This window comes from Lysobacter sp. M2-1 (genome assembly GCF_022662495.1).
Lineage (GTDB): Bacteria > Pseudomonadota > Gammaproteobacteria > Xanthomonadales > Xanthomonadaceae > JAKPBU01.
In genome coordinates, this window is sequence record NZ_JAKPBU010000001.1 from 599,534 (window position 1) to 612,361 (window position 12,828).

12 protein-coding genes are annotated in these 12,828 nt (G+C 67.7%); 7 read left to right on the forward strand and 5 right to left on the reverse strand.

Annotated features, from left to right (window positions below; translation table 11 throughout):
- The first annotated feature begins 2 nt into the window (after positions 1 to 2).
- From MC375_RS02695 to xth, 3 genes are all read left to right on the forward strand, one after another.
- Entirely contained in the window at positions 3 to 572 is a 570-nt protein-coding gene (locus tag MC375_RS02695) for a dihydrofolate reductase family protein (RefSeq protein WP_242101732.1), read from the forward strand.
- 166 nt (positions 573 to 738) lie between these two features.
- Positions 739 to 942, forward strand: a complete 204-nt coding sequence (locus MC375_RS02700; protein ID WP_242101733.1) for a hypothetical protein — start codon at positions 739 to 741, stop codon at positions 940 to 942.
- Positions 943 to 948: 6 nt separating this feature from the next.
- Positions 949 to 1,737 carry an exodeoxyribonuclease III gene (gene xth, locus MC375_RS02705; RefSeq protein ID WP_345779242.1) on the forward strand — a complete coding sequence of 263 codons (789 nt, stop codon included), beginning with the start codon at positions 949 to 951 and terminating at the stop codon, positions 1,735 to 1,737.
- Between the two features lie 310 nt (positions 1,738 to 2,047).
- Here xth and MC375_RS02710 read toward each other — a convergent pair whose 3' ends face one another.
- Positions 2,048 to 2,785, reverse strand: a complete 738-nt coding sequence (locus tag MC375_RS02710) for a DNA-formamidopyrimidine glycosylase family protein (protein ID WP_242101734.1) — start codon at positions 2,783 to 2,785, stop codon at positions 2,048 to 2,050.
- Positions 2,786 to 2,901: 116 nt separating this feature from the next.
- On the opposite strand from MC375_RS02710, the gene MC375_RS02715 reads away from it, so the two are divergent.
- Positions 2,902 to 3,660, forward strand: coding sequence for a DUF72 domain-containing protein (locus MC375_RS02715; protein WP_242101735.1), 759 nt, complete (start codon positions 2,902 to 2,904; stop codon positions 3,658 to 3,660).
- Between the two features lie 145 nt (positions 3,661 to 3,805).
- A complete protein-coding gene (locus MC375_RS02720) occupies positions 3,806 to 5,923 on the forward strand; it encodes a hypothetical protein (RefSeq protein ID WP_242101736.1) in 2,118 nt (705 codons plus the stop codon).
- Positions 5,924 to 5,938: 15 nt separating this feature from the next.
- Here MC375_RS02720 and MC375_RS02725 read toward each other — a convergent pair whose 3' ends face one another.
- From MC375_RS02725 to MC375_RS02735, 3 genes are all read right to left on the reverse strand, one after another.
- A complete protein-coding gene (locus tag MC375_RS02725; RefSeq protein WP_242101737.1) occupies positions 5,939 to 6,127 on the reverse strand; it encodes a hypothetical protein in 189 nt (62 codons plus the stop codon).
- A 70-nt stretch (positions 6,128 to 6,197) separates the two neighbouring features.
- The gene (locus MC375_RS02730; protein WP_242101738.1) at positions 6,198 to 7,076 is read right to left on the reverse strand and encodes a Nif3-like dinuclear metal center hexameric protein; all 879 of its coding nucleotides are present in this window, start codon (positions 7,074 to 7,076) and stop codon (positions 6,198 to 6,200) included.
- Positions 7,077 to 7,134: 58 nt separating this feature from the next.
- Positions 7,135 to 7,692, reverse strand: coding sequence for an NADPH-dependent FMN reductase (locus MC375_RS02735; RefSeq protein ID WP_242101739.1), 558 nt, complete (start codon positions 7,690 to 7,692; stop codon positions 7,135 to 7,137).
- A 250-nt stretch (positions 7,693 to 7,942) separates the two neighbouring features.
- On the opposite strand from MC375_RS02735, the gene MC375_RS02740 reads away from it, so the two are divergent.
- Positions 7,943 to 8,305, forward strand: coding sequence for an RcnB family protein (locus MC375_RS02740; RefSeq protein WP_242101740.1), 363 nt, complete (start codon positions 7,943 to 7,945; stop codon positions 8,303 to 8,305).
- Positions 8,306 to 8,423: 118 nt separating this feature from the next.
- On the opposite strand, the gene MC375_RS02745 is transcribed toward MC375_RS02740, so the two are convergent.
- Positions 8,424 to 12,038 carry an alpha-1,6-glucosidase domain-containing protein gene (locus MC375_RS02745; protein ID WP_242101741.1) on the reverse strand — a complete coding sequence of 1,205 codons (3,615 nt, stop codon included), beginning with the start codon at positions 12,036 to 12,038 and terminating at the stop codon, positions 8,424 to 8,426.
- A gap of 349 nt (positions 12,039 to 12,387) precedes the next feature.
- Between MC375_RS02745 and MC375_RS02750 the strand changes: the two genes are divergently transcribed.
- Positions 12,388 to 12,828: a hypothetical protein gene (locus MC375_RS02750; protein ID WP_242101742.1), complete on the forward strand. Its 441-nt coding sequence runs from the start codon at positions 12,388 to 12,390 to the stop codon at positions 12,826 to 12,828.

Below are 12,828 nucleotides of genomic sequence, written 5' to 3' on the forward strand. Positions count from 1 at the left end.
GCATGGGCAAGCTCATCGTCGAACAGATCGTCAGCGCCGACGGCTACGCCGCCGCACCCGACGGCGGCATCGACTATTTCTCCGCCGCGGGCGATTTCCGCGACTGCGAACCCGAGCAGCTGCGCATGCTCGCCAACACGCGCGCGATCCTGTTCGGGCGCACCACCTACGGCATGTTCGCCGACTACTGGCCCAAGGCCGATCCTGCCGAGTTCCAGGTCACCACGCTCATCAATACCCTTCCCAAGTACGTGGTTTCGAACACGCTCGAATCCGCGCCCTGGGGCGATGCCGGCGATCGCGCGGAAGTGCTGCGCGGCGACGGCGTGGAGGCCACGCGTGTACTGCGCAAGCGCATCGACGGCGACATCATCGTCTGGGGTAGCCTGACGTTGGCCGACGCGTTGCTGCGCGCCGCCGAGGTCGATGTGCTGCGCCTGCGCATCGTGCCGGTCCTGATCGGCGCCGGTCGCTCGTTCTCGCCGCACGACCTGGGCCAGCGCGCACTCGCGTTCGAGCAGGCGCAGACGTTCCCCCGCGGCCATGTCGTGCTGCAGTACCGGATGACATAGCCCTCGCCCGCTGCGCGGCCTGAGCCGTAGCGGCGCCGGCTGGCTGGTGTGCTCCACAGCATGAATGCGCACCAAGTGTACGGGACGCACGTCTGAACGGTCAGGCTTCGCATCGCCTCGACCTGGGCATCGCGATACTCCGCCGCAATCCAGCCAGGAGTGAACCATGGCGACCTCCAAAACAGACGGCAAGCGCACCCTGATCGAGCCCAACGGCGACAAGCGTTTCGTGCGCCGCGACCAGCAGGGTCGGTTCAAGGAAAGCGACGATGTCGGCCGCGCGCGCGCGGCCGACCGGCGCACACCAGCCAAAACCAGGGTGACATCGGGACAGGGTGACCGGGGCGACCAGAAGCGCGGATCGAAGTAGCCGCCCGTGGCGCGCAGGGCGCTGCGGCTGGCGACGTTCAACGTCAACGGCATCGGCTCGCGCCTGCCGCACCTGCTGCAATGGCTGGCGCGCGAGCGCCCCGACATCGTCTGCCTGCAGGAACTCAAGGCCGTGCACACTGCCTTTCCACGCGCGGCGCTGGAGGACGCGGGCTACGGCGCGCTGTGGCAAGGCCAGTCGTCATGGAACGGCGTGGCGATCCTGGCCCGCGACAGCGAACCGGTCGAGGCGCGCAATGCATTGCCCGGCGAGCGCAGCGATACCCAGGCGCGTTATCTCGAAGCGGCGGTGCACGGCATCATCGTGGCCTGCATTTACCTGCCCAACGGCAACCCGCAGCCGGGGCCGAAGTTCGACTACAAGCTGGCCTGGTTCGAGCGCCTGATCCGGCACGCGCGCAGCCTGCACGACTGCGGACATCCGGTGGCGCTGGCCGGCGACTTCAACGTGGTGCCGACCGACGAGGACATCTACGATCCCAAGCACTGGCGCCGCGACGCGCTGCTGCAGCCGGAGAGCCGTGCCGCGTGGTTCCGCCTGCTCGACCAGGGCTGGGTCGACGCCCTTCGGGCCAAGCATCCGAAGCAGCGCATCTACACGTTCTGGGACTACTTCCGCGACCACTGGAAGCGCAATGCCGGACTGCGCATCGACCACATCCTGCTCAATCCGGAGCTCGCGCCGCGCCTGCGCAAGGCCGGCGTCGACAGCTGGGTGCGCGACCTGCCCAAGGCCAGCGACCATGCGCCGACCTGGGTCGCGCTGGCGCGCTAGCGCGATCCGTGCGACGAGGGGCGATTGTCGCGGCGAAGCGCATCCTTCGACTTTGCGCCTTCGGCGCTACGCTCAGGACGAACGGCATCGGGGAAATCCGGGCACTCGATCGGCTACGCCGCGAGCCCCCGTTCGTCCCGAGCGTGGAAGTCGTGTGCACCAAACCTCCGTTGGTCCCGAGCGTAGGAACCATGCGCCTCGAACCCCGTTCCTGAGCGTAGGGCCCATGCATCTCGAACCCCCCGTTCGTCCTGAGCGTAGGGGCCGAAGGCCCCGAAGTCGAAGGACGCGGCATTTCCGGACCGACGCTTCAACGATAGATCTTCTGGCACGCCGCACACCAGAACGCCCGTCGCTGCGCCTTGCCCAGATGCTTGCGGTAGCACAGCCGCGCGCCATCGCGCGGACAGTGAGTCTTCGCATGCACCTGCCAGTGCTTGCGCAGCACGAAGGCCAGCTTCCAGCGCAGGAAATCGAAGCTGTACTCGCGCGCCTGCTCCACCAGCTGGGCCAGCTTGCGCGGTGGCAACGCGCCGATCCGGCTTTCCGGATGCACCCGGATCCGGTGCAGGACTTCGTTCTTGATGATGTTGCCAACGCCGGCGAACAGCGACTGGTCGAGCAGCGCATCGGCCACAAGCGCCGCCGGCTGACGTCGAAGCCTGGCGCGTGCGGCCTTCGCATCCCATTCGGGGGACATCACGTCCACGCTCCAGTCGTAGACCTCGTCGAGCGGATGATCGATAAAGCGCACCGAGCAGGCATAGAACGCGAGCGACCGGCCGCGGGTGAAGCCCAGCCGCAGCCGCGGCGGACGATGGCTCTCCTCACCGATCCGCCAGCTTCCGAACAGGCCGAAATGGATGCGCACGGCGAATCCACCGAAGCCCAGCAAGAAATGTTTGCCCCAGCTGCGCACCTCGCGCAGCACTTTGCCTTGCAGACGCGCGATGTCCTGGCTGCTGTTGCCCGACACCGACAGCACGCGGCGACAGGCGAAGACCTCCGCCGCATCGCGCAGCATCACGATCGAAGGACCCTCTGGCATATGGGCAGTATCGCGACGCACGATGAGCAGTGCGTCAAGCCTGACGTCATGGCGCCTGTGCACCGCCACGCGTGGCGTTGTCCTGATGCACACGCACGACCTGCTATCCCGGTGTCATGACCTCGCCACGCAAGGCTTCCACGACCGTACGCATCGGCTGCGCCGGCTGGTCGATCCCCGCAGCGCATCGCGCCTTGTTCGGCGCGGGCGACAGCATGCTGGCGCGCTATGCCACGCGTTTTGACTGCGTGGAAATCAACTCTTCGTTCTACCGCCCGCACCGTCGCCAGACCTATGCGCGCTGGGCGTCGAGCGTGCCGCGCGGCTTCCGCTTCAGCGTGAAACTGCCGCGTACGATCAGCCACGAGCAGCGCCTGCGCGCCAGCGGCCCCCTGCTCGACCGGTTTCTGGAGGAATGCAGCGGCCTGGGCGGAAAGTTGGGCTGCCTGCTGCTGCAGCTGCCGCCGAGCCTGGCGCTGGAACCGCGCGTCGCGGCCACGTTCCTGGCGATGTTGCGCCGCCGCTTTGCCGGAGCCGTGGCCTGCGAGCCGCGTCACGCCAGCTGGTTCGCACCGCGCGCCGCGGAGCTCCTGCGCCGCCATCGCATTGCACGCGTGGCCGCCGATCCTGTCCCGCATCCGGGCGCGGACCTGCCTGCGGGTGATGGGGCCTTCGCCTACTGGCGCTGGCATGGGAGTCCGCGGATGTACTACAGCGCCTATGGCGAAGCCGACCTGCGCGCACGCGCCGCGCTGGTGCGCAGCCAGCGCGTGCGCAGGCAATGGGTGATCCTGGACAACACCGCGCATGGGCACGCCATCGCCGATGCGGCCTGCCTGCAGGCGATCCTGCGCAGGGGCGGCACCAGGAGCTGAATCGCGTTCATCACGGCGGCAACCTGAATCTCCAGCGGATGTACGGCGATCACGCCACCCATGTGCCGGGTACCTAGGGCAAACCCCAATACAGCGCCGTACGCACGCCCATTAGCATCGGGCCATTCTTCCGTGAGCCATGGCCATGAGCGGCACCACCTACGGCGTCAATACGCAGACCTATCAACACCTGCCGCCCGAAGACCAGGCGTCCATCCGCGATGCCTACCTGGCACGACAGGACACGCCGGAACCGGCGAACGAAACGCCTCCGGCAACTGCCACCACCGAGCCTGCAGCCACCGCACCGGCGCCCGATCCGGCGACTACGCAGACACCGCAGGAAGCGGTTGCCGCAATCCAGGCCATGACGGTGCCCACCACGTCCGACCTGCCGCCGGGCATGCCCTCTTATGCGCAGCAGGCCGTCTACGAAGAGCGTGCCAGCGTGTTCAACCAGTCGCGCGCGGATGCCGCGCAGTCGGCACTCGACCGCTTCGCGCCCCAGCGCAGCGATTACGACGGGCTCAACGGCGCCACGGCCAGCTACGAGTACCAGCAGGCGCAGCAGGCCTACAACAGCGATCCCTACGTGGCCGAGCTGCGTCGCATCGTCGACGAAGCGCAGACCCAGCCCAACGACATTCCGGCCTACCTCACCGGCGCCGACAGCAGCACCGACGTCCAGCAGTTCGCTCCCGAGCAGATGCGCAGCGCGCTCTCGCTGCTGGGCGTGGACCTGCCCGAAAACCCGTCGCCCGAACAGATGGCGGCCGGCTACGAGATCCTTGGCACCGTGCCCGATGACATCCTGGCAACGCTGATCAACCCGGGCTCGCAGGTCTCCTACACCGGTGCCGGCGGCGTGGGCACGCCCAACCTGTTCGGCCCCAGCGTGCAGTACGGCGTGCAGGTCCAGGGCGAGGTGGAACTGGGCGACGTACAGACCGGCGTCAACTTCGAACAGACCCAGCAGTTCGAGATGTCGGTGCAGGTGCAGGGCGGCCCCGTGTTCGACCTGAGCAAAACCCCGTTGCAACGCATGTACAAATGGGCCGACCGGCTTGGCCAGCTGCCCGATGCCGCGCGGGACATGGTCAACGGCTCACCGATCCTGCGCCAGGTGGTCAAGGGGCTGCCGGTGTCGGGCTCGTACACCGAGTTCGAGGGCGCACGCCTGAGCTACGAGGCGGTCGTCACGCCCGGCCAGGGCACGCAGATCGCCAACGGCGACCTCAACGGTGTGCCGAACCCGCTCGATCCGCTGAACATGCCACAGGGCACCTCGCTGCTGATGCGCGGCCAGTCGCTCACCGGCAGCACCTTCGAAGCCAACTGGAAGGCATTCACCGTCGGCGGCACGCATGCCGAACTGTCGGGTCTGGGCTTCGGCGTGACCCGCGGCGAGGGGTCGATCGTCGAGGTGTATTCGGGCCCGGTCGAAACCGTGGAAAACAGCGCCTTCTTCGGCCTCGGCCGCCAGGGTACGCTGGCGCTCGGCGTTGGCAGCGACCTGAGCATGGAGACGCGCGAGATGCAGATCGCGCGCATCGACCTGTCCACTACCGAAGGCCAGGCCGCGTACCAGACCTTCATCAGCACCGGTCGGGTGCCCGACTGGTCGCCGCCCGGGGTGCAGCAATCCGGCACCACCGAGGTCTTCAGCCATGAGTACGCCAGCTTCATCGGCCTGCAGGTCGGTGGCCTCACCCTCGGCGGCTCGAACGATGCGAACGGCACCATTACTCGCACCACCTGGGCCGACGGCACGGTCGAGTACAGCAACATCTATACGTCCACCGGCGGCACGACGACGGAAGTGCGCGGCACGCTGCGCGAGGACGGCAGCTTCGATGAATCCAACACCCGCTGGACAGTGGTGCGCACCAACCTGGACTCAACGTCGGCCTCCTACCTGCGCTCCGCCTACGATGCCTCGCAGGTCAACCAGTACCCCGAAGGTGACCAGCACACCCAGCAGGTCTTCACTACCGCCGACCTGATGGAGATCCAGGACCGCGCACGCGCCTACGTGGTCGACACCCAGGGCCAGGAGCAGCTGGACAACCTCGACAGCGGCGTGGTCTCGCCCTGGTGGGCGAACCAGGAAGAAGCGCTGGCCATCGCCGACACGCCCGAGGAGGTCTTCGCGGTTCTGAACCAGGATTTCCACGGCACGACCATGATCGCCAACCTCAGCACCATGAGCCTGCTCGGCGAACAGCCGCTGCCGGGCCAGTTCCGCATGATCGACGCGGGCTGACGCGCAGGGAAGCAGTCAGCGCAGCGAAGCCTGCAGCGCTGCCGCCAGCGCTGCATCGCCACTGGCCAGGTCGCGCCAGGACAGTTCCACGCCCTTGCGCTTGCCCTTCTCGGTGAACTTCAGACCGTCCGGGTCGATGACCACGGTGTAGGCCTTGTCTCCCACCTGCACCTCACGGCGCAGCGGCTTGTCGAGCGGCGTCATGTCGGTTTCGCCCTTCTCATTAGGTGCGGCCTAGCCTGCGCGGGCACAGGCAAACGGTTCGTGACGACGCTCAGCCGATGGTCCAGAACGGCTCGCGCGTCGGCATGAACCGTACCGGTAGCGGTTCGAATACGGTTCGCAGCCAGTCCGCGCACGCCTGCATGCCCGCCTGCTCCGAGGCGACGTGGCCCAGCACGATCAGGCCACGGCGCGCGCCGTTGTCGCCCCGGTCCTGCATGTATTCGACCAGTTCCCATTCGCGCGCCTCGCCGACGACAAGCAGGTCGATGTCATCGCGCGCAGCCAAGGCCCGCAGTTCCGGTCCCCAACCCGCATAGCCCCAGCGCGCGGCCACCCGGCGCACCGGCAACCCCGGGTCGCCGAGCACGCGCATGGAGTCCGCACCCAGTCGCGTGGCCAGCGTCCTCGCGAAGTCGCGCAGCGGCGTGGCAGGGAACGCGAATTCGCCCGGCTTGCCCTCAACGGTGTTGCGGGCCCAGCCCAGCGCCAGTTGCATGCCGGCATCGATGCCGTCCGGCGTACGCAGATGCCAGTGATCGTGCAGGCGGAACACCACCTGCCGGTGCTGCTCGATGAACGCGCGCTTGGCGTGGACCAGGTCGTCGTTGGCCAGCGCCTCGGCCTTTTCGAAGTGGTCGTAGAAGGTCGGCTCGTGGGTCACGACCAGGTTGCAGTCCGCCGCCGACGCGCGCCGTAGCACGTCCAGCGTGGCCATCATCGTCACCGCGATGCCGCGCACCGCCGTATCCGGATCGCCGGCCACGATCCTGTCCACCGTGTCCGCACGCCATGGAACGCCGATCGAAGCCTTGATCCGCTCGATGGCATCGACCGCACGCATCGGCGCCGCCGCATGCGCACGCACACAAAGAACCGGGGCCAACATGCCGCCCAGCCCGGCCTGTAGCAGCGTGCGACGGGAGATCATGCGGCGATTGTGGCAGGCGCCGGGCGGTCGTGTGAAGGCCAGACCCGCGGTGGCCGGCTCACCTCCCATCAACGACGAAGCGCGCATAACCCTCGACGAACGCGCGCAGCTGTTCGCGGGTCTTCTCGTCGATCAGAGCGCCCTGCGCATCGAACACGCTGCCCGCACGCGACACCATCAGCCGGCCGCCGAACCACGGCCGTGTGCGCAGCGTCCGCAGCACCGACCACCATGCGTCCTGGGCCAGGATGGTGCCAAAGCCGCCAGGCGAGGCGCCGATCACCGCCACCGGCTTGCCGCCGAACACCTCCGGAATCTCCGAAGCCGGTCGCGTTAGCCAATCGATCCCGTTCTTGAACACGCCCGGGATGCCGTTGTTGTATTCGGGCGTGACCAGCAACAGGCCGTCGCAAGCCTTCACCTTGGCCTTCAGTGCCCGCACCGGCTCGGGCAGTCCATGCGCCACCTCGACATCTCCGTCGTAGAGCGGGATGCCGTGCAATGTGGCGACTTCGATGCGCACGCCTTCGCCCGCGACCGCCTGCGCCTCGCGCAGCAGCGCGGTGTTGAACGAACCTGCACGCAGGCTGCCGGAAATGCCCAGGATCGAGACCATGGATTTGTCCACAGGAAATGGATCGAGCGAAGACACGGGCAGGTCGCGCGCCTGGCGACCTGCAGCCCGAGCATGCGCAGGATCCGGTACCGGCGCAAGCGATGCCCTGTCTGACGCGCGGAATCCTCACGCATTCGTGATGCAGCTGACCCGGGCCCCAAGAGCGGAAGCGATCGGACCGCAAACTCCGGGGCCATTCATTCTCGCCCCGGTAATGTCGCGGCTCGTTGCAGACCCCACGGAGTCACCCATGAAGCGCCTGCTCACCACCGCCCTGCTCGCCACGCTGGCCCTGTCGGGTCAGGCTCTCGCCGACAACGGCAAAGGCAAAGGCAAGCACAAGGCCAAGCACGACGGCCACCCCGCCCAGTACGACGGCAAGCGCAACGGCCACGACAACGGCCTGCACCTGGGACATTACAAGCGCTGGAATCGCGGCGACCGGATCCCGTCCGAATACCTGGTTTCCCGATACTACATCGACGACTACCGGGCCTACGATCTGGGCGCACCGCCGCGCGGCTACCGCTGGGTGCGACCGTACGAGGACGACGGGACCTATTATCTGGTCCAGGTCGCCACCGGTCTGATCTCGCAGATCTTCGGCGGCTGAGTTTTCCGCTCGCGGTCAACGAAGAAGCCCCGCTTGTGCGGGGCTTTTTCGTATGGCGCCCTGAAGCGCATTGCTTCCACTTCTAACCTGATCCAAGCCGAGGCGTCCGCAATCGCGATCACGGCACCACGAACACCACCGCCGTGCGCGCCGGGATCTCGAAACTGCCATCCGCACCGATGTAGCGCGACTGCGCCGCGCGGCGGTCGGCCGCACCCGCCGCGGCATGCACCGGGTGCAGGCGCCAGGCCTTGCCGGCTTCCTGCGCGAACGCCAGCGTGTGCGCTTGCCTGTCCACGTTGACCAGGTACAGCACTTCGCGAAAGCCCGCACCGGCATAACCACGGCCTTCGAGATGTCCGGCCAGCACCGTGGGCTCCTGCGCGCTGCCGGTATTACGGAACACGAGGCGCTGCCCGATGTCGGTGGCGGTGCGCATCCGGAACAGCGTGGAGCTGCTGCGGATGCGCAGCAGGTCGCGGAATGCATCGCGGGTCCAGCGGATGTCGGCGGGCAGCGGTTGCAGATCCGGGTTGGCCAGCAACGGCCCCATCAGCGACCAGTTGCCGCCGTTGTCCCCGGCCAGCGGCAGGCCCACGCCGAAGTTGTTGTGCACATAGCTCCAGTCCAGCGCGTTGAACCAGTCGCCGCTGTCGTAGCTGTTGCGGTCCAGCGACTTGCTGCGCAGGGTATCCATGCCCGCGTGGAAATAGGCGACGCCCTGGCTGAAGGCATTGATCGCCGCGCCCAGGATCTGCACCCGCGCGCGGTCCTCACGCGTGGTCGCCAGCGGCAGCTTGTAGACAGTGGTGTCGAACAGGGTCGGGTTGTCGTGGTTCTCGACGTAGTTGACCACTTCCTGCGGGTCGGCCACGTAGCCGGCGGGTTGGCCGTTGTAGTCGATCTGCTCCAGCGGCAGGGTCGCGTCCCAGTGCGTGGTCAGGCGGTAGCCGCGGATCGAGCCTGCCAGGCCGACCTTGATGATGTCGCCCGACCACATCAGGTCGTTGCGCGACTTGTTCGCGCCGCTGCCGTTGTCGTCGTAGTACAGGCCACTGATGTAGCCCTGGTTGCGGATCGCCGCGGACGCGTCGTCGAAACCCGAGCCGCCGCGCACATGGTCGCGGGCGCGATCGCTGAAGGTGCCGATGCCGCTGCCGTTCAACGACAGCTGCGAGGCCTGCACGAATCGCGCGCCGTTGGCGACCTCGCCGAAATTCCAGCCTTCGCCGATCAGCTGAATCGGCCGGCCCGCAGCGACCGACACCTCGTCGCGCAGCCGTTCCATCACCGCGCGCGGCTGGTGGCCCATCAGATCGAAGCGGAACGAATCGACATGGTGGTCGACCGCCCAGGTCTTCACCGAATCGATCATGAGCTTGCCCATCATCATGTTCTCGGTCGCGGTGTTTTCGCAGCAGGTCGAGCGCTCGATGTCGCCGGCGTCGTTCAGGCGGTGGTAGTAGCCGGGCACGATCCGGTCGAGCACAGAACGCGGGTTCTGCCCGGATGCGCTGGTGTGGTTGTAGACCACATCCATGCCAACCCGCAGCCCGGCCGCGTGCAGCGCCTGCACCATGCTGCGGAACTCGCGCACGCGCGCCGCGCCGTCGGCGGCATTGCTGGCATAGCTGCCTTCCGGCGCGGTGTAGTGCCACGGGTCGTAGCCCCAGTTGAAGCAGTCGCTGGCGCGGTGCGCATCGACCACCGCCTGCTGCACATCCGACGCGGGGCCTGCATCGGGCACCTGCGGCGTGGTGCAGCCGGTTTCCGGCACGCTGGCGAAGTCGAAGGCCGGCAGCAGGTGCACATCGGTCAGGCCGGCCTGGGCCAGCGCGCGCAGATGACGCATGCCGTCCGAGCCGCCCTGGGCGAAGGCGAGGTACTTGCCGCGCAGCGCCGGCGCGACGCTGGCATCGCTCGCGGAGAAATCGCGTACATGCAGCTCGTAGATCGACATGTCCTCCTGCGCACGCACCCGTTGCGGACTGCGATCGGAGGCCCAGTTCATCGGCGCCAGCGCCGGCGAGTCCAGGTTGCCGACGTAGCTGCGCTGCGAATCGGCATCCAGGCTGATCGAATACGGATCGGTCACCAGGTTGCGCACCAGGCCGACGCCGCGCACGAACACCTGGACCGCATAGCGGTAGTAATCGCCCGCGCGCAGGCCGCTGCCGGATCCGGACCAGGTCCCGGTGGCGGCATCGAACTGCAGCGCGGCCAGCGTCGAGGCGCCGCCGCGCGCCGGATAGCCGCACAGCCACACCTGCTGTGCGGTCGGCGCCCACAGCCGGAAACGCGTGCTGCCGCCCTGGATGCGCACGCCCAGGTCGTGCACGCCATCGGCCGCGGCATGGCGGTCGTCGAGCTGGCCGGCGAGCTGCGCCGTGGTCGCGGCCAGCACACGGCCCTGCGCGTCTTCCTTCACCAGCACCAGTTGTTCGCGCAGCGCCTGCGCCAGCTGTGCGTCTTGTGCTGTATCCACCGCCAGCACCACGCCTGCGCCGACCCATCTGAAGCGTTCGGCGGCCTCGGCAGGCACATCCTGGGTTGGCTGCAGCGCGATCGCGCCGTCGGCACCGGCTACGGCCGCGCCCTTGCGCGCCACGATCTGTCCGTTGGCCGAGTGGTACAGCCGGAACACGCCGGCCGCATCGGTCTGCGGCCACTGCACCAACCCGCGGGTGAGCCAGACCGCGCGGGCGTCGGTCGTGGAGACGCGCCCCAACGTAGGCGGCGCCGTGAACACGGTCGGTTCGCCCTGCACCAGCCACGCGTGACCACTGCGGTCCGCGATCGACAGCGCCGCGTAGGCGATGTGGATGTCGCTGTTCCAGCCATCCTTGTTGTTCACGCCGCCGTTCGGATTGGAAGGCATGCCGTGGAGCACGAAGGTCACGCCGGTGCGGCCGGCGTCGGCCTGCGGATTGAGCACCGGCAGGTCGAACGCCACTTCGGCACCGTCCGCCGACTGCGTGTAGTTGGGCATCGCCGACAGCGGCACCGGGTTGTTCCAGTCGCCGATCGTCAGTCCCGGCAGGCGCGCGGTGTCGATGCCGCTGCCGCCCCAAAGATGCAAGCCCCACTGCGCGTAATCCTGATCGTAGCGGCGGTAGTGCACGCGCACGGTGTCGATGTCGGGCGTGCCCGCCAGCGGATTGCTCCGGTACACGGTGGCATCGCCCGAGCGCAGCCAGAACTCGGCGCCGTCGGCGAACATCCAGATCCGGTCCACGCCCGGATCGCCGCCCTGGCCCGGCGGATGCACGATGAAGCCGAAGCCCGCGGCATCGGGATGGGTGAACGCCGCCGCGGAAATCTCGAACCAGGCGCCTGCCTCGTCGATCCCCGAACGCGCCAGCGGCGCATCCCAGTTCACGCCCGGATAGTCGGCGACATATTGGCCGGCTTCGTTCACCTGCCACACGTGCAGGCCGTAATCGCCGTAATTGCCGTCGGCGCGGTGATAGTGCACGCGCACGTCGATCGTGGCGCCGCCGCCGGTCGCTGGCAGTCCGACCAGCAACGTGTTGGGTTGCGGCGCATCGCAGATCTCCGATGCGCTGGCAGCCGAGGCCACCGGCGAGGATGTCGCGGACAACTCCACTCCCCGCGCGCCGACCTGCGCCGACTGCACCCGCCAGGGCAATTCGCAGCCGGTCGCGACCAGAACCCATGCGAGCAGTGCTGCGACGCGCACGGCGCGCAGGCATGCGGTGAATGGAATGCGCATCGGAAACCCCTCCCAGGGTATGGATGGCCGGCGCGGATCCACGGCGACGGCAGCCCATGGACTCTGCGCCCCCGGTCGGGGTGCGGCAAGGCGCAGCGGGCCAGCTGCAAACGTATTCAACGCAGGTGCAGCATGGCGGCCAGGCCAGTGACGCGCGTGGGCACTGATCGCGATCCGCGGGAGGACAGCAATTCGACGGTTCAGGCCACGAGCTTCGGGGTGGTCGACACGAAGCGCGCAATCGCATGCATCCTGCCCGCGAGCGTTGAATTCGGGATCGCGATCCGCGCACCACGGGCGCGGCTTGTGTTAGAAAACACATCCGGTTGGTGGAAGGAGCCACGCCCGCATGCCCGAACCGAGCCCGGCTTCAACGTCCCATCTCTTCGCTGCCGTGGCGCAGCGCGTGCTGTTCACCGCCGCTCTCTTCACCTCGATCGCAGGATGCACGATGGCCAAGGCCTCTCTCTCCAAGGACGATTTTTCCCGGCAAGTCACATCCCTGTTAGCGGGCAAGGACGCCGTGGTGGTGCCGGCTTCCGCGCTGACGGAGTTCGCCTGGGATGCGCTCTGTTTCGAGCGCGATGACACGTTGCAGCTGCGCTTCCGGAGCGGCGACTCCGAGCAGGTGCTCTCGCTGCCGTACGAGGAGTTCTTCGTCGACGAAGGACACGTGGAGAATTCGCTCGAGGATGCCTGCGTCGCACCGGGCGACCGGATCCGGGTCAGGAAGAAATATCCGGGCTATCAGGGGCCGATCGAATTCCAGAAGGCAGACAAGGACGACTAG